Genomic DNA, 23,853 nt, shown 5'->3' with positions numbered 1-23,853 from the left:
TCAAAATTTCACGGGCGAATTCCACTATAAGTAGCGGAATATGTTCGCGCCCCCGCTTTCATTATACCCAGAATTTTCTTATGGTTCTAAGGAAGCAAGGACTGGATGGGACCAAGAGCCTTCCACGTGTGTATACCTGGAAGCAATTCTAACCATGTACAAACCTCGTATACACCATTCCAAGGCATTTAGCCATCCTACTTCCGAGAGGCCCTGTAATTAAGGGTTTTTTAATGCCAATAAAGTGCTATGCAAGCTTCTGAGATATATTGAAAGCTGGCGCGGTACATCTATCTATCCCTCATTTTCACATACTTAACTACGCACCTTTACCTGTAAGGGCTCTGTTGCAAAAAATATCTGCTAAGGACCCTCCGCGAAATAACTTAGGCACTTGTTTATACAGTACACAAATGTTTTCGCAAACATGCTCATCGATTTAATCCCAAAATAATTATGTGTTGCCTATGTTATTTCGTAACGACCCCTTAGTATCTTCATTTAATTCAAATTCATTGGTCCTCAGTTAATATCCCATTCTTTATTCCTTTCTTCAGAGCCAGCTTGTAATTCCTTTCTTTTTTAAGGAAAAAAACATGCTCAGAAGGATAATTTTAATAGCAGGCACTTATTTTGGGAGGGGCAGGATGCCCTTCTTCGCAATTATTTGTCTGCAAAATCTCAAAGCAAAAACATTTAATTTCGGATAACAATTCCCATTTGAAATCTCCGTTTAGTGAAATAAGTGGAGCTTTCATATTTTATCACTAGGGGAGGATTTAAAATCTTCTTTAATAATATTTACGATTTTATACGAGTTTAATTGGAATTTAGATCGAATATAAGGTGTACTTTTTTCGGAGGGCCACTAATTACCTTAATTAATGGAAAAAATGAGAAATAATGCTCAGTTTGATCGTGAGCTTAAGAGGGTCCTATATTACTAAGATTATCCATCAGTATAAATCTCTAAAATTTATTTTATTTTTACCCCAATTCTGCAGACTTATTATAGCATTCATCAGCTGCTGCGTCCCTGTTAAGTTTTTTAAGGATGTACTCCTTGAAAGTTCTATGGCTTTTTCACTTCGCGAACCGCGATGCTATTATATTTCTTCCACGAAAATACTGTATTGAGGATTTTCCATGGTAACTGTTAATTTTGAGAAAATAATGATTGCAACCGACGGGTCGGACTGCTCCAGGCTGGCTGTTGATAAAGGGATAGAGCTTGCTAGATTGAGTGGAGGGACGGTTTATGCAGTCTATGTGGTGTCAACGGCCTACTTATCTATGGATGGGAATTACTTTTCTCCTATGGGTATGAATCCTTACTGGGAGTCAATACACGAGGCGTTGAAAACACAAGGGCAGCAGGCTGTAAATTCTGTAAAAGGTTTAGGAGAGATGAAAGGAATTAATGTAGAATCTGTCCTGCTTGAAGGCGATCCCTCAGACGAGCTGATCCGGTATGCTGAAGAGGAAAAAATGGATATTGTTATTATGGGCACTCTCGGAAAAACAGGACTAGACAGGTTGCTTCTGGGCAGCGTTGCAGGAAATCTGGTTCGTCACTCAAAGGTTCCTGTTATGGTTGTAAGGGAAAAGTGTGAGTCACAAGTTAAGCTCAAGTAAACTACGACTTGCAGCCTCTGGATTTTGCCTTTTCTTCAGGTCTGCGCCTTCATTCTAACAGTTTTCACTTTCATTTATCTTGCTCATGCTTTCGAATGGCTCAATGATAAATTTTGCTTATCCCGGAAGATATTAAAAATGTCAATTTTTTGGCAGAAAGTGAGGAACTGTTAAACTTGTATGTTTTTTATAATAGAAAACCCAATTAAGATTTAATGGAAAGAATAGCAAAAATGGCGCTGGCCCTACTAATCATTATCATCCTGACTGCGGTTATTGTTTATGCCTCACTTCCATATCTAAATTATTTTTTTGGGGCTTTTATCCTTTACATCATATTCAGACCTCTTTATCACTTTTTTGTAAAGAGATGCAGAATTAGAAATCAATTTGCAGCAGCCTTGGTGATAATTATTTCAATATTTGTTGTACTGATTCCATTGTTTTTTCTTCTGAGTATAATTATTGGTGAAATCCAGCAGCTTTTACTTAACCAGACATCTATTGTTGCATCTATTCAGGCCGGCGGCCAATTTCTCTCTCATTATCTTTCAAGAATGGATATTCCTCTCGATACTCTCCAGACGAAGATACAGGAAAGAGTTATGGATGTTGCTTCTGGAGCCGTCAATTACTCAAGCAATTTCATTTTGGGTTCAATCCAGAGCCTCAGCCAGCAGTCCATAGGCCTTCTGCTAATGTATTTTTTGCTTTACTATCTTTTAGTAGGAGAGGATTCGGCTTTCGCACGCAAAGTTTATGTGGCAGTCCCGTTCAATGAAGAAAATACAGCCACTCTCATGGATGAATTCAGCAGAATTGTCCGGACAACTATTACCTCCAGCGGAGCTGTAGCCCTTGTCCAGGGTGCAATTCTGACCATTACCTTCCTCACATTTAAAATCCAGGGAGCTATTCTCTGGGGTTTTATCGCAACAATTGTTTCTTTTGTACCCGTTTTAGGATCAACTTTAGTCTGGGTTCCTGCAACCATTATTCAGCTTCTTCAGGGAGACTATGCTGCAGGTTTTGCTATCCTTATCGCAGGGCTTTTTGCAAGTGTCATGGACAATTTTCTCAGGCCTATTATTCAGAAAAAGGTTGGAGAAATTCATCCTTTTCTCTCCCTGCTCGGGATTGTTATAGGGGTATATCTTTTTGGATTGATAGGAATTGTTATAGGTCCCCTTCTCCTCTCCTACTTCCTTCTGACTGTAGAAATGTTTTCAAGAGAGTATCTTTCTTAGAGGGAGTGAAAATCTGGTTGGGGATTACTGAAATCTCTAAGCGCAAGAATTTATCTATATTCTTCCCAATTAAGTTAAGAATGATTAAAGGAAAGGACATTGGCTACAGACACTTATTTGTGAATTTCTAACTGCCTCTATTGGTTCATATACTTCGAATTTGCTCTCGAATAATTTTATCTGACTTTCCGCAGATGTCCTTTCAATTTTCACAATTTTTTCTGCTATTGTTTTTTTCTGAAAATTGCCCTGCTTATTCAAACATGTTTTTTGAAATGTCTTACACTTTTCAATCTGGTACCTTCATTGAAAGCTTCTAATCTCTATTTCAGGAAGTTTCAGTTGAGATAATAATTGCAAATTTTTGAGCAAATATCCAAAAACGATAGCAAGAAAAATGTTACTTTCTTGAGAATATCTGTGGAAGGTCGGTTTTATATATAATTAATATTCAATTAATATATCTATGAAAGGATTTTCTATTAATATCGAAGAGGCCACTTTGGAAAATGGCTATTTTCGCAAGGTGCTCTATACTTCAAAGCACAGCCAATTGGTACTTATGAGCCTCAAGCCTGAGGAAGAAATCGGGATGGAAGTGCATAAGGAAAACGACCAGTTTTTCCGTTTTGAGAAAGGGCAAGGAAAGTGCATAATTGACGGCAACGAATATGAAGTCGGTGACGGGTTTGCGGTGGTGGTGCCTGCTGGTGCGCAGCACAACATCATCAACATTTCGAAAACGGATGATCTGAAACTCTATACAATCTATTCGCCGGCGCATCATAAAGATGGAATCATGCGCGCCACGAAGAAAGAAGCCGAAGCCAATGAAGCGGAATTCGACGGAGTGACTACGGAATAAGATCATATGAAGCGGGAATAACGATTTATTCCCAGCTGAATAATTACTACTATTTATAATCTCTAATCGATTAAGCATTGAAAATACAAAATAAAAACGCTTTATGAAAACGAAGCGTTTTTATTTTTAGAAGTGAAAGATTGGAATTCGTTCGTAAGCATTATGGGTGTTTTTGAGTTTGTATCCCCAATATTTAAATCCGTGTTTTAGTGGATCTTACTTTCAAATATTCTGAGATTCACACTTTTCTTGTTTCTATATACTCTCTCTTGAAGCTGAATGATAAATAGCTCGTGGCCTCAAGTTGCGACACTAGATTAAAATATTGATTAGAGTTTCCCTGTATTATTTAGGTGTTCATATAAACATTTCTAATACAAGCTCAACAACTTTTAATATCATAAGCTTCTAAGACTTAAGCTGGTGGGGTAAGTAATGCATTTTCGATATGGAACTACTTCTTTGAGATGACTCTAGTACTGCGATTCCAAAGTATGTCCATAAGCCTAGCTTTTGAATAGATCTATAGACCAAGGAATTTCTCGCTAAATAAGGGATTTATTTTGGAAGCCCTGCACTAGATAGAATACATCATCAGCGAAGGTTCTTTCAGACTGATTTTTATATTTTTTATGTAAATCTAAAAATACGGGTTGTGGGGTAGTTACTGAAAACCGTAAACATAAGAATCTCTCTCTATTTCTTATAAACATGAGAAATGTGCCCTTTTTGCCAGAATTAATCACCAATTTACGGACACTACCAAAATCCGAAGTTCTGAGATAGTCATGCCACTTTATGTGTTCAATCCTGCTGTTCCAACCTTGAAAATAAAAGCACAGAACAAAATAGCTCAATATACATCTACGGAAGTGAAAATATATGATTCTCAATGAAAATAGAATTGTAGGAAACATCTCTAAAAGCCAGGTTACACTTGGAGACATCTCCGAAAGCATATTTGGGGGTGTAAACACAAAAAATAGTTTGTTGCACAGGCTTTACATTTCTGAGGAAGGCGGTTCGAACTTATCTTATTTTTGCAAAAGCCTCTGTAAACCCGTATTTTCAGAACCTGAACTTGTCTATCCCTATATACCACAGACATTTTCCGAAAAATTTGCATTTCACCCTTCACTTTACCGTTTTATCCTTCCCTATGAGCCATCCGATGAGGGCAGACGGAAAAAGTACAGAGTAATTCCTCCCCCAGAGCTAAAGGACAGATTCCCTCTGACTTACAGGAGGATTATGGAATTCAAAAAGGAGTTTCGTCACGATACCTCTCCGCTTAACGCTGTAGATTATAGTATAAATGGACGGAAATTTCTTGAGTACTTAAACACGCCTAAAATCATTGCCAGTGAAGGCTATCATCTACATGCTGCATACGATATTGTCGGAAATCATGTATTTGAAGAAGGCTGCGGTATTGTTCTCAAAGATCAGAAAAAGTATCCTTATGTTACTGCAGTGCTTAACAGCTCTATTGCCAGACTCTTTCCCGCTGTTTCTAAGTCTGAAATGATGTACTTAAGTTCTGTAGCTCCTGCGGTTTTAAAGCGTTTCCCAATTGTATTTTCAGATAACGGGCTAACTGAAAATCTTATAAACACTATTTCCAGTTATCTCGGGTTCCTCAACAGAAAGAAGTACACAACGGATTATGGAGTTATTGATTGGTTTAGAGAACTTATAGGGTTCTATGAGCAGATCTCAAATCTTCTTATCCTGGATACTTACTTTATATATGATCTTGATTCAAGACTTCTGGATACCCTTGAAGAAAATATCCACCCTTATGCCGGCGATATGGAGTCTGAAAACAGTAATAGTCTTCTGAGTACATTATATTATATAAAGCAGCAGATCCTCGAAACCTCAAGCTTTGGAAAATACAGGTTTAATATGGAACCACCTAACATTCTACATTTCTTAGGACTTACGCAATCGAATTGAGAACCAATAGCTTGAAACTTCAACTATCTGAGTTCTTCTATAAGCAGTATAAAAAGATAGCTGAATGTGAAAAGATACATAGACACATTAAAGGTACAGTAATATTCTATATCAGAAAAGTGAGAAATGAGAGTGGAAAACTCTACTCTCAATTTAGTTTCATAGCTATCAACTGCTGTTGCTGACAAAAATACAGAATAAGGTTGAAACCCTTATTTGACAGAAGCATACATTTTATAACCCTTATTTGACAGAAGCATATATTTTATAACCCTTATTTGACAGAAGCATATATTTAGTATATATAAATGGGCTTCATGTTTCTGCTTTCTTTATAAAATTTAAAATTATTTCATATGTTTTTTGTTTTTGACCTTTTTCATTTTTCAGAAAGATTCTATGTCGATACAATGCGTTTTTTGTAGTAAAATACTCTGCTAATTAGCAGAATCAATTAGCAGAATCTGTCAAATTCGGGTTGACAATTCGGTATCTTGAGGCTTAAATTTACTGCTATTGGTTATTTTTCTTCGTTAACCTGAATGAGTTTTTCCTCGAAATCTCTTTGAATTATTGATTGATTGATTGATTCCCCGGCCCTCTTTGAACGTGTCGGGAAGGCTCGAACGTGTTTGTATATACTCGGAAGAGAAAAGGAATTAAAAACAAGCTTCAAAAGCTTTCCCCGAGAAGTATAATAAGTTCTGCTTCAATCAGCTGTTCTAAAAGTTCACTTTCAATATATTCGTACTGTAAGCCAATATCAAAAAGCCGTTTGTACGTGTTATCATTCACATAGGTAATGTCCAATCTTTTAAACACGTTGGTTATCGCCATTTCTATTATTTCGTTTCCCAGTTTTAAACCCCCAAGACTTTTTATTATTTTCTGGTTTTTAGACAATAGTGGTCAACTGCCAGAGGAATCAATGCCAGATTTTAACGATTCCAGAAGATATTAAAAAGTATCTGACTCCTTCCAGTGTCAGGAACTTTGTCTTGTAGGCAGTTCAGTCAGACAAAAATTAAGTAACAACCAAGTTGATATAGTCTTCATGTTTTCTATTGATTACTGCTTCATCCAGGTGTTTATCCAGGATATCCCTGTTGCTAATAGCCAGTCGGAAAGAGGTTTCTGGAAAGCGATGCATTATTTTCTTCATTTTAAGAGAACTAGCAAGGTAGTTGTCGAATTCCGTCCTGCAATTCGATTTATACACTTTAAGGTTACTTAACTTCTGGTCCTACATCACAAGATCGACAACTGCTTCTGCAGCACAAGTTGTCTTGATCAAGCATATGCCTTCCCCGGTAAAAGCGTCTACAAACCCGGTAGCATCCCCGCTCAGAAGAAGCCTTGAATCTATTATTTCTCTGCCGAGCCTGCCTTCAGGGATAATATGGGAAATAATAGGAAATACTCCGCAAAAACCATTTGCCTGTGAAAAGTCTTGCATTGATTTTTTGGTCGTCTATTTGTATTCAGTTGTTATTATTCCACAGTATTCGAAATCTACTTCTTTAATCTACTTCTTAATCTGGTTGATGAAACCAAGGCTTATTACTTTTATAATCCTTTTATAGAATAATGGTTTAATATATTAGCTTCTTTATACTCATAGCTTATTTAGCTATCCTTTCCTAAAAGCCTTAACACTTTAATTTTTTATACTAAATAAGTCCTGGAAGCCATTATCCTTATATCATATAAATCCTAACTATGTTAAACTCTTCAATGTTACAAATCCGAATAATTGTGTTAAGCTCAAACTGAGATTGAGGTTTTAAAAATGACAGAAAAACTCGGAATTCTGGCCATAGGCCATGGGAGCAAGCTGCCTTACAATAAGGAAGTAGTCACTCAGATTGCAGATTACATCGCCCGGAAGCACTCTGATGTTATTGTCAGGGCCGGCTTTATGGAAAACAGTGAACCATCCCTGAAAGTGGCAATTGAAGGCTTCTCAGGGACTGGCGTGACAAAAATTGCAGCAGTGCCGGTTTTCCTGGCGTCGGGAGTTCATATCACAAAGGATATACCGCAGATCCTGAATCTTGATGAAAAGGGCTGCGGTACCCTGGAAATTGACGGAAAGGCGGTTCCTCTCTGCTATGCAAAGCCTATAGGGGCCGATGAGCTTGTCGCTGACCTTGTGTTTAAACGGGTCCAGGAAGTCCTCTAAATTCAGTATCAAGGTCCGGTTTTCATCATGGACCTATCTCGGAAGAAGTTCGCCGTGCTCGACCTGACCCACGGCGGCATTCCTATAGCAAAAAAACTTGCAGCCGCTGGAAATAAAGTGATTGGAATAGATGTCTACGGGACAGTCGATCCTGGACTGCTGCTCGAGCTTGAGGAAAAGCACGGGATACGCTGCTCAAAAACTCCTCTTCCTGCGTCCGGATTCGATCTTCTTGTAGCGCCTGTACACCTGGACTCTGCCTATCCAATGCTTGAGGAAGCCAGAGCAGAAGAAATAAGAGTCCTCTCCCATCACGAGATTGTCGGGAAAATCCTCAAAGACGATTCAAGGCTTTCAGGTATAAAAACGGTCGAGGTTACGGGTGTAAAAGCAAAAACAAGCACTTCATCCCTCCTTGCGGATATGCTCTCCAGACGGTTTGAAGTAGCGCTGCACACTTCGCGGGGACTTGAATACTGGAAAGGGGGTATTTCTTCCCTTATCAGCAGCGGCTTGAGCATAACTCCAGGAAGCGTTCTTGTGGCCGTTGAGAAGGTTTTTGATGCCGGGTTAAGGCCGGATTTTTTTATCTTCGAAATCTCCATCGGAGGCACCGGGACTGCAGCTTTCGGGGTTCTCACAACCCTTTCGCCTGACTATCGGATTGCAAACAATACTGCCCTTGCAAGCGAGGCAAAACTCCAGCTTGTCAGGAATGCAAAGCCAGGAAGTACCCTTCTCATTAATGCAGGAGCCGAAAATGCCCTTAAAGCCGCAAAAAAGAGTCAGGCAAAGGTTCTAACCTTCAAAGACCCTTTCAATGCTAAGCTTTTTGAAACGGCAGACCAGGTCGCCGATTTTGCGCTGGAAACCGGGTACAACATTACAGCACCAGCAGTGCCTTCAGGATTGTTAACGTCCTCAGGATTGTCAGCTTCATCAGTATCACCACAGTTATCGGAAGTACCAGCTTCCCAGACATCCTCAGGCTCTGTGCTTCATTTTATGCAAAAAGGAGCTGAAATTTTCTCAGCTTCCCTGCTTCCAGGATACAATATTTCGGCTTACATGACTGCATTTATCGCAGCATCGGCAGCTGCTCTCGAGCTTAAAGTTGAACGTGAAGCTGTTGTTACAGTGCTTGAGGAATTCAGGGGACTCTCAGGCAGGATGCAGGAGAGAGAAATAAATGGTATTGCCCTTATAGATAATTCCAACTCCGGCATGGATATTCTTTCTGCCGAAAAGGCCCTTGAGTATGCCCTCCTGAAGAAAAAGGATGAAAAAAAGGGAAGTATTATCCTTGTCCTCGGAGAAGAAGCCTCTCAGGTCTGTGAGGGGCTGCCCCCCAGGTCAGTGCAGGGTTTCGTGGAAAAATTCGGTACAAAATGCAGGCAGATTATCCTGGTAGGAGAACGGATGAAAACAATAGCTACCGCAAATATCTCTTACGCAGATAGCCTTCCGGAAGGGCTCTCGAAAGCGTCGAAACTTGCAGGCGGGGACGATATAATACTCTCTTCAGTAAAGTGCTTCCGTTAAAGATTTCCTTTGCAAAGTGCTTTGCTGATTAATTGTTGAGTAATTGCCGAGTATTCCTGCCCCGGATAACAATATCGGATCTGAATTTATGTCAGTAGATGCAGGTCAGATCAGGCTGCAGGCAATTTGCTGAAATTTTTATGATACAGTTTTATACAGGCTCTTCCAATCTGTATCCGTTTCCATTACTTATTAAAACTTCAACTGATCCTGTTTCCGACTTATCTTGCGGTACAGGCGGTAGTCCAGATCCCGCGAAATATAGGAATCTTCTGAAGGAAAGGCACTTTATCATTCCTATCGGTATCCCCATTATCACAATAAGAGGATTTTTCATGGCTGGAAAAGAGATTTCAATCATCCATCCCCGTCCGAGTTCCATCGTTGCGGCTCTTTATACTCTCAGGGACTTAAATGTCGATGTCGCTATCCTGCACGGGCCTCCAGGCTGTTCTTTCAAACATGCAAGGCTGCTCGAAGAAGATGGCATACATGTCGTCACTACAGGCCTTGATGAGAACGGTTTCGTTTTCGGAGGGCATGACCGGCTTGTAGAGCTGATAAACAAGTCAGTCGAACTCTTCAACCCTAAAATTATCGGCGTTGTCGGAACCTGTGCCAGCATGATCATAGGCGAAGAAATGCATGAAGCCGTACTCGAGGCAAACCCTGATGTCCCTGTAATTGAAGTTGAGGTGCATGCAGGCTACCACAACAATACAAGAGGCGTGCTCTTTGCCCTGGAATCCGCACTTGATGCCGGGATTATCGACCATAAAGAGTTCGAGCGCCAGGAATACCTCCTCGCAAAAGCCACAGAAGTGGAAAAGCGGTTTGGGGCTGCAAGCAGGGAATACCTTGCCCCTTCCCGCGGAGATGTCAAATATAAGGTTGCAAGGCGTTTAATCCAGCTCCTTAAGGAAGGCAAGAAGGGCCTTATCATCATGAACGCCAAAAAAGAAACCGGCTACATGTTTGCAGACATTACGCTTGCAGTCAACGAGGTTGCAGCAGCTCTCGGGAAAAAGGAAAACCTTGTTAATATGGCAAATCTCGATCCCGATCTCGGGCTTCCGAGAGTAAGACAGCATGCCGAATACATAATGCGGGACCTGAAAGCACATGGGATTGACGTGCACGAAATCATCGGCGGAATGGACGAGTATCCTGTTGCCGGAGAAAAGGTCAGCGAACTGATTAAGGAAAAATATAGTGATTACGATTTTGCGGTCATTACCGGTGTTCCGCATGCGATCCCTATGGAGAATATACGGCATATGGAGTTGATTTCAATTACCAATGGGCCAAGGCAGGTCCTGCCCTTAAAAGAGATGGGGCATGAGCATGTTCTGGTTGAAATCGACCTTCACCCGAAGACCCTGGGAGTCAGTGAAATAGTGGAATCCGAGTTTGGAGCCACTTTAAGGGAAGTTGCAAAGGAAGTATGAGCGAGAAGAGATGGACTAAAATCAGGAGGCAGATCCTTTGAAAAAACAAAAGATCATAGCAATCTACGGGAAAGGCGGCATAGGCAAGTCCAGTACGGCTTCAAACGTTGCAGCCGCCTGTGCGGAAGCAGGAAAGAAAGTCATGATCATAGGCTGCGACCCTAAAAGCGACTCATCGATCACCCTGCTTGGAGGCAGGAGAATTCCAACCATCCTCGACCTCCTTCGCGAAGGCGTGGATGTGAAGGAAGAAGATGTGGTTTTTGAAGGGTATGCAGGAGTCAGGTGCGTGGAAGCAGGCGGTCCGGAACCTGGCATAGGCTGTGCAGGGCGAGGCATCATCGTTGCTATCCAGAAACTGAAAAGCATTTCAGGAGACCTCTTAAAAGAGCAGGACTTTATAATTTATGATGTGCCCGGCGACATTGTCTGTGGCGGGTTTGTGGCGCCTGTCAGGAAGGGTTTCGTAAATGAGGCTTATGTCCTGACCTCAGGGGAATACATGCCCCTTTATGCAGCCAATAACATCTGCAAGGGCCTTTCCAAGATAGGAATGCCGCTCAGCGGGATAATTTGCAATTCCAGAAATGCGGACAGGGAAGAAGAAATTGTTACAAAGTTTGCCGAGGAGATCGGCAGCCAGCTTATGGCTTTTATCCCGAAGCGGCAGGCAGTTCAGGACTGTGAACGGAAAGGCTACTCGGTAATGGAAAAGGCTCCTGAATCCGATATTGCAGACATCTACCGCAAGCTTGGAAAAGCAATTCTTGAAAATGAAAAAAGAGTTACAGCTGACTCTCTGAGTGACGAACGGTTGAGGGAATTGACAAAATAAACCTCAGTAACAATAAAGTTGCGATGAGTTGCAATGACAATAAACTGCCAGATTACATAACTTCCAATAACTTCCAGGCAAAGCGGATTACCGGGTAAATAATATAAGGGGTATTGAAAAATGTCTAACGACAAACAAGCCGGAACAGGAGCAAGAAGTATTCCCAGGGTCCTTATTTCTGCAGACCGTTCCTCTTCAGGCAAGACAACAATTTCCATGGGCCTGATGGCCGCCCTCGTTTCAAGGGGATATAAAGTCCAGCCCTTCAAAGTCGCCCTGGACTATATCGACCCAAGCTATCATACTGAAATAACTGGCAGGTTCTGCCGGAACCTTGACGGCTACCTTATGGACGAGAATGGGATTCTGGATGTTTACACCCATGCCTGTGAAATCGGAGACCAGGCTGATATTGCGGTAATCGAAGGGGTAAGAGGGCTTTACGAAGGGTTTGAAAGCTTAAGCGACCTGGGAAGCACTGCCCAGATAGCGAAGATCCTTAACTGCCCGGTAATTCTGGTAATCAATGCCCGGAGCATTACCCGTTCTAGCGCTGCCCTTGTCAGCGGATACAAAAATTTCGACACTGATGTGGAGATTGCAGGAGTCATCCTTAATAACATAGGAAGCCGTCGCCATGCCGAAAAAGCAAAAGAGGCAATAGAATACTATACCGGCGTTCCGGTTATAGGGGTAGTTCCAAGGGATCAGTCAATGCAAATTTCCATGCGCCATCTGGGACTTATGCCGGCTCTCGAAGGCAGAAGACGGCTTGGAGACGAAGGCTTTGAAGACAGGTTAAAAGGTATTGAGGGAATCATTAACAGAGGAATTGATGTAGACCGCTTCCTGGAAATCGCAAGCAGTGCAAAACCCCTGAAAAGCCCTGATAATAGTGTTTTTTCTTTTATTCCCAATGCCGAAATCTGTAAGCCGAAGATAGGTGTCGCACTGGATGAAGCTTTCAACTTCTATTATCAAGATAACATCGACCTTCTGAAAATTGCAGGCGCAGATATTGTTTACTTCAGTCCTGTTAAAGACTCCTCGCTTCCTGAGGTTGACGGGCTCTATATCGGGGGTGGTTATCCCGAGCTTTTTGCAGCCGAACTTGAAGCTAATGAGTCCATGCGCCAGGATATTAAAATGGCTTCTGCTTCAGGTATGCCTATTTATGCCGAGTGCGGGGGACTTATGTACCTGACGGAGAAAATAAGCACAGGTGTTCCCGGAAAAGGCACCTACCACGATGCATCAATGCCAGAGTCCACGTATTCTATGGTAGGGGCGCTTCCAGGGCATACGATCATGGGGCAGACTAGAGTGGTCAGCTACAATATCGGGACTCTTGAGAAGGACTGCCTTATCGGGAAAAAAGGCAACAGCTTCAAAGGGCATGAGTTCCATCACTCCGAAATCAAGGAAATTCCTGAGGATGCTGAATTTGCAATAACCCTGTCGAGGGGAACAGGAATACAAGATGACAGGGACGGACTTATTTCCGGAAATACTCTTGGCTCTTATGCTCACCTGCACGGAGTTGCGTACCGGGAGCTTGCAGGCTCACTTGTAGAAGCTGCCAGCAAATTTAGGGGCAAGGATCTTCCGTAAAGTATCACGATACAGGTGAGATATAGCGGGTTATAACGAGCCCGCGTAAAACATTACAGATGCAGTCTGAAGCCTTTCACGTAGAAAAAACAATATTATATTAAACCAGATTATAACAAATTATCTAAAAATGGATTATAGCAAATTATCTAAAAATGGATTATAGCAAATTATCTAAAAATGGATTACAACAAACTGGATTATAGTACTAAATAAAATCACTTATTTTCATTTTATTTTCTTTTCAGGTGAAACTATTGAAAACACAACTTAAAGGTGACCGGGTCCTTGCCGGAAAGGAAGCGGTAGCCGAACTTTATAAAACAGGTTACTTCGGGCGCCCTAAAGGTGACGGGCTAGAACTCTCGCTTGTAGAAGCTGCCTTCCTTCTGTCCAGAGGAAAGCTCGAGATCGAACTCGAAGGCAAATTGCTTGATTTCAGGGCCTTTTTCGAACAGGCTTCTCTGAGGCAACCGAATTTTGAGTTGAAGTACATAGTATATAAGGACCTTAAAGAGCGGGGATATTACGTCCAGCCGTCAGCTGCGGATTTCAGGGTATATCCCAGAGGCAGCCATCCAGGCAAAAGTGCGGCAACGATTTTTGTCCATGTTCAGTCGGAAAGACAGCTCCTTCCCGTAACACTTCTGCAGGAATCGGTTGCTTCGGCAGAAAACGTGCACAAGCAGTTTATCCTTGCTGTGGTGGATGAAGAAAGTGACCTTACTTTCTATGAGGTTAAAACTGCAGCTCCTGAAGGGAAAATGCCTGAACCTTATCCTGCAGTCAAAACCGATGCTACCTTCCTGGAAGACAGGGTAATAGCCTGGGACTCTCAGGCTTCTGAAACTCTGTATACCAGGGGCTTTTACGGGAAAATGCTTGATTCGGAAAGGCTACAACTCTCCCTGGTAGAGTCCCTCTATCTTTTTTCCGGAGGTGTTATAACGGTTCGGGACAGAAAAGGCGAAGTGTTTTCATTCGACAAGTTTACTGAAAAAGCCTCTGAGATCGAGAGTTCTTTCCTGAGAAAGTATAGTGCATATAAACACCTCAGGGACTCCGGGCATGTGGTCAAAACCGGCTTTAAGTTCGGGACGAATTTCAGGGTATACAGAAAAGTCGAGTCAATAGAAAAAATTCCGCATTCAGAATACCTTGTAAATGTCATCCCTGCAGATTTCGAGTTCAGGCTTCCAGTTATGTCCGGAGCTATACGGCTTGCAAACAGCGTGCGTAAGACAATGCTTTTTGCAGTCGAGAAAGGGGAAGAGGTCAAGTACCTGGACATCAGCAGAATTAAAATGTGATACTATGAGGGGCTTTCCCTCCATTAATGTAATCGTTTCCTTTACAATTTCACGAAAATGGGATCTCCGGCGCGAGGGTGAAGTATACATGTGGGACATTATTGCAGTGGACATCTCTGGCAGGCACAGGATTAAAGGAGGGTATTATATGGTCTGTGCTGCAGCAGCTCTGACTGTCTCAGCCAACCATATAGAGAAGGTCAGGCAGATCAAGATCCTGCCGGTCTGGCTTAATCTAGCTCCCAGTTTGCCGGATGTCGTACAGCTCATTGAGGATACGGCTAACCAGCTTTCTTTCGAGGGCACTATTGTGGCAGAAAAGGGGGATATGTACAATAAACCCTTGTGGGTGCCGGAAAGTATGTTTACCAGGGCTTTCAAATATCAGGAATCTATTGCCGAGAGAAGGGCGATAGAACTTGTACACCACATTTCTCTGAGCGCACGCAATTTACTGATTAACGAACTTCAAATCGAGGCATAAACATTTCAGCAGAACACAAATTCGATAACGAGGACAGGGTAATTCTCGTTAAAAGGACCCTTCCCAATTCAGATCCTGAACGCGAGGAAAATCTCTTCAAGGAACTTCGGGAACTTGCAAGAGCTGCAGGGTACGTTCCGGTTGGCGAACTTACTCAGACCAGATATCCGGACTCAAGGTATCAGCTTGGAAGAGGGAAGATAGAGGAACTTGCCGAACTTGTGAGAAGCACGGGTGCAGAAAAGGTAATTTTCTATAACAAGCTTTCTACGACACAACTTTTCAATATCTCTGAAATCTGCGGATGTCAGGTTATCGACAAATTTCAGCTTATCCTTGAGATCTTTGCAAAAAGAGCAACTACTCATCGCTCAAAGCTCCAGGTGGAACTGGCAAGGCTGAAATACGAAGTTCCAAGGGCAAGAGCTATTGTTTCTCTCCTGAAGAAGGAGGAAAGGGCAGGGTTTATGGGGCTTGGAGATTACGAGGATTCTTATGAACATGACCTGAAGAAAAGGATCGCAAGAATTGAAAGTGAGCTTGAATCTGCAAAAAAAGACGATGAATCCTTGAGGGCCTTCAGGCACATGAAAGGCTTTTCCTTAATTTCCCTTGCAGGATATACAAATGCGGGAAAGAGCACTCTTTTCAATGCTATTGTGAATGAGAGTGTTGAGGTAAAGGATATGCTCTTCACAACGCTTGTGCCCATGACCCGTGCCCTGGACCTTGGAGGGCGAAAAGCTCTTTTGACCGATACCGTTGGGTTTATCGAGGATCTTCCCCACTGGCTGGTTGATGCCTTCAAGTCCACGCTGGAAGAGATTTTCCTCTCGGATCTTATACTCCTGGTTGTCGATGCAAGCGAAAAACCAGAGACGATCCTGCAGAAACTTTCTACATCCCATGATACTCTATGGGACCGCATCCAGGGAGTTCCTGTCATTACCGTGCTTAATAAGACCGATCTGCTTGATAAATCCGAACTCGATAGTATTATGGAACAGATAGGCTATATGGCTCCGAATCCTGCGTTTGTTTCCGCAAAAGAAGGGATCGGCATGACTGCGCTAAAAGCCGAGATTATTAGACATTTGCCTGCCTGGTCTTTTTGTCCTCTTTCCTTGCCGAATTCGGAGAAAGGAATGTCACTTCTTTCGTGGCTTTACGAAGAAGGAATCGTGCATAGGGTTGAGTACGGAGAGCGGATCCTGGTTGACTATGAAGCCAGAACAGAGATAATTAACAGGGCTCAGGCTCTTTTAGAGCCCCGGGAAGACTGAGAATGCCTGGAGAATTTTCCGGTCTTTCTGAAGAGTATAAAGCTTTTTCAATTTTATAAAAGATGCTGGAATATTGCCAGAGTGTTTTCCAATATCTTTTTTCCAGGGAGTTTTTCGCATGGCTTGGGCGCTGTTCGTATATCTACGAAAGGTATTTATATTCAGAAATCGTTTGTTAACTTGCGAACGAGCGTCTACTGAAGACATTAGACCCTCCTAATATCCTAAACTATACCCTTAAAACCAGATTTTTTGCTATGTTGTTGCTCGTTCGCAATTTCTTCTGACATTTCACTCTGATTTTATGAGCATGATTCGTTCGCAAGTAAACGAATTATTTTATCGCAGCTTTTTTTAATCAAGATGCAGATGAATTTTTTTCTTCGGTGCTAATTTTTCTTTTTCCGGAATTTAGAGGAATTTGAAAATGTGATTCGAGAGAAGGTAATCACTTCTCCTGTGATCCATTGCGATGAAACAGGGACGAATATCAAGAAAGAAGGTCATTGGTTTCACGTAGCTTCCAATGACAAATACACCTGTTATTTTGCTCTAAATATATTCAACGTCATTCTGAAAACACGATAGCTATTTATACCATTATGTTCGTTCGAACATAACGCTATAAGCATTGAAAGTTTGTGGTCTTGCTATGAATGCAAAAAGAGTTCATTTCTGAAATTATATTGATTATGGCCCTGACATCGTGCGTAAGCATGTAACCGACAGACCAGCAGTTGCGCAGGATGAGTAAAACGCTCTGAAACATCCCAGTGGTAGCTGTTGATGATTTCTCTCCATGACTATAGTGGGAATCCTTGGCTATGACAAGGCTTGACTTCCGTAGTTTACTGAGCATGGCTCAGATTCATTCATTGCAGGTTGCATGTACATGACAACAAATTGCTTGTAGAGGTGGATTCGATATGAATAAACAATTCAAAATCCTTTTCATAACCATGATGTTGGTGGCTGCAGTCTTTTTAAGTGGCTGTACGGACAGTGATTCGGCAAAGGAAAGTGAAAGTTCTGATAAGATCACGGAAAAAGTAGACCACGTTGCCGAAAAAGAAAACAACAGCGATGATAAATCGACGAGTGTCGCAGAGGATATTGGTACTAACGGAGCCAACGAGAGTGCACCCGTTTATTCCCTGAATGTTACTAATACCACATCTAATATCACGTTTAATACTACATTTAATAATACCACATCTAATACCACAAGTTATTCTGACAGCAATGTAAGCTTACCGACACGTCATTCAGGCAGCGGACATTCCAGTAGCAGCAGTTCTTCACAGACAAGTGACTCCGATGATACAATAGAGCTTACTGACATAGCACAGAGAACGGTGGCGATTCCTACTTCTGAAAACATTAAAAGAATCAGTTGTCTGCATCCGATTCCCACATATATGACATGGCGATTGGCATCAGAAAAACTAAACAGTATAGATATGGTGTTCAATGCAAACCCTCGTTTGGTACCGGAGGACGCAAATGACACTCTAAGTGGTCTGCCTGTTACTGGGGTATATTTCAAAGGTATGAACCAAGAACAGATGCTGGCACTGGATCCTGATGTGATTGTGTCTATGACAAAAGATCCGAACTTAGACCAGGAGCAGATTGATTATGCAGCACCAGTGGTTGCTATCTCTAAAGACAATCTGACAGACTACGAGCAATCATTCAGATTAATGGGCAAGATACTGGGTAATGAGGAAGAATCAAACGAACTTGCAGATTACTGGTACAATTCTGTCAAAAAGGTGACTGATATTACTTCGACGATTCCAGAGGACCAGCGTGTGAAAGTTTATTATGCGTCTCACGATGGGCCACTTTCAACTGTGGGATCGCTTACAGTAATGAGTTCGATAATCGACCTGGCAGGTGGTGTCGATTTGTACGATACAAACACTACGCTTACTTCGACCCAGAAGGTTGATGAGCATCTTGTTGTCAACATTGAGCAGGTCCTTCTCTGGAATCCCGATGTAATTATTACAAAGACAGAAACAGAGAAGAATACAATTCTAAACGATACTCAGTGGCAATCCATCAATGCAGTGAAGAATGGTCATGTATACGCAGCTCCCCGTTGGGAATCATTAGACGGAATTCAATCAATTATGGGTCTAATGTGGACAGCAGAGAAACTTCACCCAGATAAAGTAACTTTTGATTTCAATAACGAGACGCGTGAGTTCTACTCAGAGTTCTACCTCTACGATAACATAACAGATGAGCAAATCGCGGAGACGGTAACATGACGAATCAGGTAATGTCTTATGAAGAAATACTTCAGAAAGGCATAAATGAGCCCATCGATTACGATGAGGCTCTCTTTCTTTTTAAAGAAACCGAGAATTTTGCAAAAGCACAGGATATGTTCCGGACAGCCTCAGCAGTAAAAAATAAAGAGATAGGTAACACTTTTCGATGGAGTGGGGGAATTGCCTCGGTTCTTCCCTGCAAACTGCAGCCACTATGTTCATATTGCCCGTACTGGACCAAGGATACTACCCAGCCCCTGACCATTGATGAAATAAAGATTGGTGTGAAATACATTGAAGAGCAGGGACTGAGAGAATTCCATCTTAGCGGTGGCACAGACCGCCGGTCCGATGGCAGGGACATTGTTGAGATAGTCCGCACAATCGCTCCCCTTACATCAGCTGACATAACGGTTAATGTCGGTGCTGCCATGTCAGAGGAAAGCCTCTTGGAACTGAAACGGCTTGGTGTGAAACGTATCGGAGCATCCTTTGAGACTGCGAATCGTGACCTATTCCAAAAGGTCAAGGCAGGAGACAGCTTCGATGCCAAGGTGAAACTGGCGGAGACGATTAACGATGCAGGGCTGGAGTTCGGTACCGGGATGCTTGCCGGGTTGACGACAGGGCCTGAACGTTACAAAGATTATGTGGATTTCATGTTCTTTGTCCGCCAGTTCAGGAACCTGAAAAGCGTGTATGTGAGTCGCTTCTTCCCGGTCAGAGGAACACCTATGGAGGAACACCCGCGTTGCTCGACAATGGAAGGCTCCCGTATTATTGCAATCATGCGTCTGGTTCTGAGAGATATCGACATCGGACCAGCGGCTGGATGGAGCTATGATGATATTCCCATGTGGGTGATGGCTGGTGGAGGTAACCGTATTGGCGGTGTGCATATCAATCGTGCTCCGTGTTATAGGAACAACTGGTACCTGCACTCAGCATTGGAATATCGCGGTCGTATGGAGTATCGTAATACTATCGTTACTGCTTCGAAGCTTCTCAAAGAATCAGGTGTTGAAAGAGTCATTTTTTGAGTTATGTCTGTAGCTAATGCATGAACTTTAGGGCCTGTTGAGAACAAATAGGGAAGTATGTAGGGATGATACGGATTGCCTGTATTGAAGCAACCACTGAACCGAAGATTTCTATTCTCAGGGTATGTTAATCATGAAACGAGTAGAAATAGTCGGACAGGAAAATGCGCATAACTCCAATGATGTTACTCTTAGTAGCAAGGCCAAATACAGGTTATATCCGGGTAAAGCATCGATAAACTTTATTTTGTTCCTGCTGCTGATCGGTGTTCTTATCACAGCCCTCTTCATGGGCAGATACCCCATTGATCCTGTTACTGTTGTGGTCATCGTAGTTGCCGGTATCCTGGAATGGATCGGAGATAAGATAGCAATCATTACCGGTGTAAAGATAGCTTTTTTCTGGTCGATACCGCATACCTGGTCCACAGTCATGGATACGGTTGTCTGGGACGTGAGATTACCTAGGGCAATTGCAGTCATCCTGGCAGGGTCAGGTCTTGCAGTTTCAGGTGCCACATATCAAGGTGTCTTCCGCAATCCGCTGGTTTCGGAGTCCATTCTGGGCGTATCTGCCGGTGCAGGGGTAGGTGCGGCTCTGGCGATACTGATGGATCAGGGAACCGATGTAATACAATTGTCAGCTTTCGCTTTCGGGCTGCTTGCAGTGGGTATGACCTTTGCGATAAGTCGTGTCTATCGCAGCAATCCTACATTGGTGTTCGTGCTGGCAGGAATTATTGTCGGCGGCTTATTCTCTGCAATTATTTCGCTGCTGAAATTTGTGGCCGATCCTTATAGCAAGCTTCCTGATATCGTCTTCTGGCTTATGGGTTCCTTCGCCAAGGCTTCCACAGCTAATTTTATTCAGGTCATACCAGTTATTCTAATTGCCATGCTGGTAATTGTCCTGCTGCGATGGCATCTTAACATTATTTCGATGGGTGATGAAGAGGCTAGATCGTTGGGGATGGATACCAAGCGTTTTCGTCTGGTATTTATTGTCTGTTCTACTCTACTGACCGCTGCAGCCGTATGCATTGGAGGAGTAATCGGCTGGGTGGGACTGATAATACCTCATATTTCTAGGATGTTAGTCGGTCCTGATCATAAAGACATGATAATAGCATCCATACTGTTAGGAGGTTCCTATCTGCTGGCAGTCGATACGGTGTGCAGGACGCTGATGTCCGTAGAAATACCTATCAGTATAGTCACTTCGATTCTAGGTGCTCCGATCTTTTTATATTTATTATATATCACTAAAAAGGCGTGGTCATGATGTGTGCAAGACTTGAAGTACAAAATGCTACCTTTTCCTATGATGGAAAAAGGAATATCTTCGAGGATATCTCATTCTCGGTAGACTCGGGGGATGTGTTTTGTATTCTCGGACCCAACGGCACCGGCAAATCTACTCTGCTTCGCTGCCTCTGCAATCTTTATCCGCTGAATGAAGGAAATATCTATATAGATGGAAAGGACATTTCGTCGTATGCGCCAAAAAAGCTGGCGAAGAAAATAGGTTTCATTCCTCAGATCCATACTCCGACTTTTCCATATTCTGTATTGCAGGTGGTCATGATGGGGCGGAACCCTCACCTGAATACGTTTGCTTCTCCTTCACACAGAGATCGAGAAATTGCGCTTGAGGCCCTCAGGACAGTGAACATTGAGCACATCTGGGACAAGCCATACACAGAACTCAGTGGTGGACAGATGCAACTTGTGCTTATGGCTCGTGTGCTTGCCCAGGAGCCTGAGATTCTCCTGCTTGACGAGCCGACTTCTCATCTGGATGTAGGCAACCAAATTTACACAATAAAAATGATAAGAAAACTATCTCAAAAGGGATTGGCACTGGTGATGACCTCGCATTTCCCTGACCATACTTTCCTGTCGTCAAGCAAGGTGGGTATCATGAAAGATCGGAGGTTTCTGGCAATGGGCCCAGCTGAAGTTGTGGTTACTGAGGAGAATCTTCAGGAAGCCTATGGAGTACCAATCAAGATTGTCCGCATAGATGGTGAGATTAAACGCAAAATTGCTGTGCCAGTAATCAGCGATTAACTTTAGGTCTTTAAATTGAAATATTAACAAATGGTAACTATTCAGGGTATAGTTACCTTTCTTTTTTCCTTTTCCGTTTCAAAATTTATATAAATCCAGTTCTCATTTTCGTATTAACATGAAATTCGATCTTCACGTACATTCCGATCATTCAAAAGACAGCAAATCAAGCCATGATGACATACTTGAAGCTGCCCGTAAAAGGGGGCTTGAGGGACTTGCTATTTGTGACCATGATACCATAGAAGGCGGGCTTGCCTGTGAAATAAGAGCCCTTGAACTTGGCCTTGAAATTTCAGTCATTCCGGGAGTGGAGGTTACCTCTTCGAAAGGGCACATCCTAGTTCTCGGAGTCCGGAAAGATATTGAGCCTTTATTGAGTCCGGAGGAAACGATCCGAAGGGCCAGGAAACTTGGAGGTACGGTTATCATACCTCATCCTTTCAAGCGCAGTTCTCATGGGATAGGAAGTTTTGAAGGGCTTGATATTGATGCAGTTGAGGTATTCAATTCTCGCTGCCTTTTTAACGGAGCCAACCGGAAAGCCGCAATCGAAGCAAAGAGGCTCGAAATCCCGGGCGTTGCAGGAAGCGATTCCCATATTCCCGAAATGGTGGGGCAGGCATATACCGAAATTGACGCCTCTGAAAACACTCTGGAAGCCGTGCTCAGGGCGATCAGGGAAGGGGATGTTTCCCCTGCAGGAAAAAATACGCCTACGCACATTATTCTTGAACAGATGACAGGAAGTGCAAAGCGGAAAATTCTAACGAAATTGTTCGGTAAAGTCTAAACGGCTCAAAATACAAAAAAATCTTCCAGGAGAGGCAATTCCTCCCGGGAGTACAATTCTTCTTATAACTGTTTTTAAGGTCAATCAAAATATAATATGGTATACGGGCTTTGAGAATAGTATGTGGCTTTAGGGAGACGAACAATGCCGTCTTTCCTGCAATATTCTTTCTAAGGAATCTAACAGGTACAACAATAAATATATTTTACAGAATATTTTATTTAGATTGTCAATTCCATTTTAATTTACAAATTATTTTCACAATAATTACCACAAATATAAAAGGTATTATTATCCGGAGCGCAATCATTATTATTTCGTTGATTCCTAACATTTTACAGACCTTCCTTTTATAATAAGTTCCTATTCAGGATTTTTGCAAGCAAAAAATTCAAATGACTTTTACCCGAACTGCTTCCTTTTGCAGGTGTAAAAAAAGGTCTGTACCCCACTTGAGGGCTTCAGGATCGAAACTGAACAGGCTTTCGTTTTCAAAAAACTTTATTTCGGGAAGAATGGTGAGCAGGAAGAACCTGTCTGTAACTGTAAAACCTGCAAGTTTCGGATCTTTCGGGAAAAGAGATAGGTTAACATGTTTAAACTCAATCAAAGTTTGTAAATCATCTCTATAATCTGTTTTAAACCTCTGGAGCACGGCCCCGGTAAGCATTAAAGAAATTTCGGCCTCTTTTTTTGCCAGTTCGAGGTAGAGAGAGATTAATGAGGGATGAAAATAGGAACTGAAACCGAGAACCTGCCTTGAGCGGAGAAAATTTTCCACAAATTCGGGATTGAGTTCAAACATATGGCTGAGGTCAGGACGGATAAGTTTGCAGTTTTTTAACTCCCCGATTCGCCTTCGCAAAACCTTAGGGATTCCTTCCAGATTTCGTCGTGACCAGTAATCGAAATTATCTTCGAGAACTTCCAGGGTGTCCAGAAGAGGGGGCATTTTATCTACAATTGCCTTCCCCATAATGGAAAGTTCATAAGCATGGTCCGTCTGTATGACCAGTTTTCGGTCTTTCAGTTTTTTAAGCTGTGGGAGGATGGAAACGGGATCTACGCAAAGGTGATCCTGGATTTCATCTATATATCTGGGCCTGTCTTTCAGAAAGAGGAGAAGGTTCCTTCGTTTCTCAGACCGAAAGACCAGTTCTGTTAACCCGATTTTTGTCCCCATCCTACCACCAGAAAAAAGCTACTGATGAGAAGATGGCGCGGCAGTTATTTATACATTTCCACTAATTTTACACACTTGAATGGA

General features: G+C 42.4%; 20 protein-coding genes and 2 pseudogenes. 18 read left to right on the top strand and 4 right to left on the bottom strand.

The genetic code is table 11. The features are described 5' to 3' along the window. Positions 1-631 precede the first annotated feature (631 nt). Positions 632-758: pseudogene (locus tag RG963_RS03010) on the bottom strand (IS5/IS1182 family transposase); the annotation flags it as partial. A gap of 388 nt (positions 759-1,146) precedes the next feature. Here RG963_RS03010 and RG963_RS03005 point away from each other — a divergent pair. From RG963_RS03005 to RG963_RS02990, 4 genes are all read left to right on the top strand, one after another. Further along, entirely contained in the window at positions 1,147-1,635 is a 489-nt protein-coding gene (locus tag RG963_RS03005) for a universal stress protein (protein ID WP_310574795.1), read from the top strand. Positions 1,636-1,850: 215 nt separating this feature from the next. After that, positions 1,851-2,882, top strand: coding sequence for an AI-2E family transporter (locus tag RG963_RS03000; RefSeq protein WP_310574794.1), 1,032 nt, complete (start codon positions 1,851-1,853; stop codon positions 2,880-2,882). A 466-nt stretch (positions 2,883-3,348) separates the two neighbouring features. Next, positions 3,349-3,747 (top strand): cupin domain-containing protein, encoded by a 399-nt coding sequence (locus tag RG963_RS02995; RefSeq protein WP_310574793.1) that lies wholly within the window; start codon positions 3,349-3,351, stop codon positions 3,745-3,747. 882 nt (positions 3,748-4,629) lie between these two features. After that, positions 4,630-5,706: a hypothetical protein gene (locus tag RG963_RS02990; protein ID WP_310574792.1), complete on the top strand. Its 1,077-nt coding sequence runs from the start codon at positions 4,630-4,632 to the stop codon at positions 5,704-5,706. Between the two features lie 672 nt (positions 5,707-6,378). Here RG963_RS02990 and RG963_RS02985 read toward each other — a convergent pair. Together RG963_RS02985 and RG963_RS02980 are read right to left on the bottom strand one after the other, a co-directional pair. Next, positions 6,379-6,609 (bottom strand): hypothetical protein, encoded by a 231-nt coding sequence (locus RG963_RS02985; protein WP_310574791.1) that lies wholly within the window; start codon positions 6,607-6,609, stop codon positions 6,379-6,381. Between the two features lie 340 nt (positions 6,610-6,949). Continuing rightward, on the bottom strand, positions 6,950-7,162 hold the full coding sequence (locus RG963_RS02980) for a hypothetical protein (RefSeq protein WP_310574790.1): 213 nt from the start codon (positions 7,160-7,162) through the stop codon (positions 6,950-6,952). 333 nt (positions 7,163-7,495) lie between these two features. On the opposite strand from RG963_RS02980, the gene cfbA reads away from it, so the two are divergent. From cfbA to RG963_RS02910, 14 genes and pseudogenes are all read left to right on the top strand, one after another. After that, positions 7,496-7,888, top strand: a complete 393-nt coding sequence (gene cfbA / locus RG963_RS02975) for a sirohydrochlorin nickelochelatase (RefSeq protein WP_310574789.1) — start codon at positions 7,496-7,498, stop codon at positions 7,886-7,888. A 27-nt stretch (positions 7,889-7,915) separates the two neighbouring features. Then, entirely contained in the window at positions 7,916-9,430 is a 1,515-nt protein-coding gene (cfbE, locus tag RG963_RS02970) for a coenzyme F430 synthase (protein ID WP_310574788.1), read from the top strand. Positions 9,431-9,765: 335 nt separating this feature from the next. Beyond that, complete coding sequence (gene cfbD, locus RG963_RS02965; protein WP_310574787.1) at positions 9,766-10,878, top strand: Ni-sirohydrochlorin a,c-diamide reductive cyclase catalytic subunit; 1,113 nt, start codon at positions 9,766-9,768, stop codon at positions 10,876-10,878. A 37-nt stretch (positions 10,879-10,915) separates the two neighbouring features. Beyond that, positions 10,916-11,713 carry a Ni-sirohydrochlorin a,c-diamide reductive cyclase ATP-dependent reductase subunit gene (cfbC, locus tag RG963_RS02960; protein ID WP_310574786.1) on the top strand — a complete coding sequence of 266 codons (798 nt, stop codon included), beginning with the start codon at positions 10,916-10,918 and terminating at the stop codon, positions 11,711-11,713. Positions 11,714-11,833: 120 nt separating this feature from the next. Then, positions 11,834-13,324, top strand: a complete 1,491-nt coding sequence (cfbB, locus tag RG963_RS02955; RefSeq protein WP_310574785.1) for a Ni-sirohydrochlorin a,c-diamide synthase — start codon at positions 11,834-11,836, stop codon at positions 13,322-13,324. A 257-nt stretch (positions 13,325-13,581) separates the two neighbouring features. Then, positions 13,582-14,634 (top strand): tRNA-intron lyase, encoded by a 1,053-nt coding sequence (gene endA / locus RG963_RS02950; RefSeq protein ID WP_310574784.1) that lies wholly within the window; start codon positions 13,582-13,584, stop codon positions 14,632-14,634. 88 nt (positions 14,635-14,722) lie between these two features. Further along, entirely contained in the window at positions 14,723-15,118 is a 396-nt protein-coding gene (locus tag RG963_RS02945) for a DUF2209 domain-containing protein (RefSeq protein WP_310574799.1), read from the top strand. Next, complete coding sequence (hflX, locus tag RG963_RS02940) at positions 15,115-16,401, top strand: GTPase HflX (protein ID WP_310574798.1); 1,287 nt, start codon at positions 15,115-15,117, stop codon at positions 16,399-16,401. The genes RG963_RS02945 and hflX overlap by 4 nt, the downstream gene beginning before the upstream one ends. A 402-nt stretch (positions 16,402-16,803) precedes the next feature. Then, a pseudogene (locus RG963_RS02935) lies at positions 16,804-16,950 on the top strand (IS66 family transposase); the annotation flags it as partial. A gap of 377 nt (positions 16,951-17,327) precedes the next feature. Continuing rightward, the gene (locus tag RG963_RS02930; RefSeq protein WP_310574783.1) at positions 17,328-18,680 is read left to right on the top strand and encodes an ABC transporter substrate-binding protein; all 1,353 of its coding nucleotides are present in this window, start codon (positions 17,328-17,330) and stop codon (positions 18,678-18,680) included. Next, complete coding sequence (locus tag RG963_RS02925) at positions 18,677-19,723, top strand: radical SAM protein (RefSeq protein ID WP_310574782.1); 1,047 nt, start codon at positions 18,677-18,679, stop codon at positions 19,721-19,723. Before RG963_RS02930 ends, RG963_RS02925 begins: the two co-directional genes overlap by 4 nt. A gap of 133 nt (positions 19,724-19,856) precedes the next feature. Next, a complete protein-coding gene (locus RG963_RS02920; RefSeq protein WP_310574781.1) occupies positions 19,857-21,005 on the top strand; it encodes a FecCD family ABC transporter permease in 1,149 nt (382 codons plus the stop codon). Further along, positions 21,002-21,793 (top strand): ABC transporter ATP-binding protein, encoded by a 792-nt coding sequence (locus tag RG963_RS02915; RefSeq protein ID WP_310574780.1) that lies wholly within the window; start codon positions 21,002-21,004, stop codon positions 21,791-21,793. The genes RG963_RS02920 and RG963_RS02915 overlap by 4 nt, the downstream gene beginning before the upstream one ends. Before the next feature lie 118 nt (positions 21,794-21,911). Then, complete coding sequence (locus RG963_RS02910; RefSeq protein WP_310574779.1) at positions 21,912-22,586, top strand: PHP domain-containing protein; 675 nt, start codon at positions 21,912-21,914, stop codon at positions 22,584-22,586. Between the two features lie 391 nt (positions 22,587-22,977). On the opposite strand, the gene RG963_RS02905 is transcribed toward RG963_RS02910, so the two are convergent. After that, positions 22,978-23,769 carry a helix-turn-helix transcriptional regulator gene (locus RG963_RS02905; RefSeq protein ID WP_310574778.1) on the bottom strand — a complete coding sequence of 264 codons (792 nt, stop codon included), beginning with the start codon at positions 23,767-23,769 and terminating at the stop codon, positions 22,978-22,980. Positions 23,770-23,853: the final 84 nt, after the last annotated feature.

The organism is Methanosarcina baikalica, from assembly GCF_031461075.1.
Taxonomy (GTDB): domain Archaea; phylum Halobacteriota; class Methanosarcinia; order Methanosarcinales; family Methanosarcinaceae; genus Methanosarcina; species Methanosarcina baikalica.
Note: the sequence above shows the minus strand (reverse complement) of the source record. Positions and strands in the feature narration are given on the sequence as shown.

Excerpts from the sequence above, each read along its gene's own strand:
- RG963_RS02930 (WP_310574783.1), top strand. The coding sequence starts at position 17,328 with ATGAATAAACAATTCAAAATCCTTTTCATAACCATGATGTTGGTGGCT.
- cfbA (WP_310574789.1), top strand. The coding sequence starts at position 7,496 with ATGACAGAAAAACTCGGAATTCTGGCCATAGGCCATGGGAGCAAGCTG.
- cfbD (WP_310574787.1), top strand. The coding sequence starts at position 9,766 with ATGGCTGGAAAAGAGATTTCAATCATCCATCCCCGTCCGAGTTCCATC.
- RG963_RS02910 (WP_310574779.1), top strand. The coding sequence starts at position 21,912 with ATGAAATTCGATCTTCACGTACATTCCGATCATTCAAAAGACAGCAAA.
- cfbE (WP_310574788.1), top strand. The coding sequence starts at position 7,916 with ATGGACCTATCTCGGAAGAAGTTCGCCGTGCTCGACCTGACCCACGGC.
- RG963_RS02945 (WP_310574799.1), top strand. The coding sequence starts at position 14,723 with ATGTGGGACATTATTGCAGTGGACATCTCTGGCAGGCACAGGATTAAA.
- RG963_RS02925 (WP_310574782.1), top strand. The coding sequence starts at position 18,677 with ATGACGAATCAGGTAATGTCTTATGAAGAAATACTTCAGAAAGGCATA.
- RG963_RS03005 (WP_310574795.1), top strand. The coding sequence starts at position 1,147 with ATGGTAACTGTTAATTTTGAGAAAATAATGATTGCAACCGACGGGTCG.
- RG963_RS02990 (WP_310574792.1), top strand. The coding sequence starts at position 4,630 with ATGATTCTCAATGAAAATAGAATTGTAGGAAACATCTCTAAAAGCCAG.
- RG963_RS02905 (WP_310574778.1), bottom strand. The coding sequence starts at position 23,769 with ATGGGGACAAAAATCGGGTTAACAGAACTGGTCTTTCGGTCTGAGAAA.
- RG963_RS03000 (WP_310574794.1), top strand. The coding sequence starts at position 1,851 with ATGGAAAGAATAGCAAAAATGGCGCTGGCCCTACTAATCATTATCATC.
- RG963_RS02915 (WP_310574780.1), top strand. The coding sequence starts at position 21,002 with ATGATGTGTGCAAGACTTGAAGTACAAAATGCTACCTTTTCCTATGAT.
- cfbB (WP_310574785.1), top strand. The coding sequence starts at position 11,834 with ATGTCTAACGACAAACAAGCCGGAACAGGAGCAAGAAGTATTCCCAGG.
- RG963_RS02980 (WP_310574790.1), bottom strand. The coding sequence starts at position 7,162 with ATGCAAGACTTTTCACAGGCAAATGGTTTTTGCGGAGTATTTCCTATT.
- RG963_RS02920 (WP_310574781.1), top strand. The coding sequence starts at position 19,857 with ATGAAACGAGTAGAAATAGTCGGACAGGAAAATGCGCATAACTCCAAT.
- RG963_RS02995 (WP_310574793.1), top strand. The coding sequence starts at position 3,349 with ATGAAAGGATTTTCTATTAATATCGAAGAGGCCACTTTGGAAAATGGC.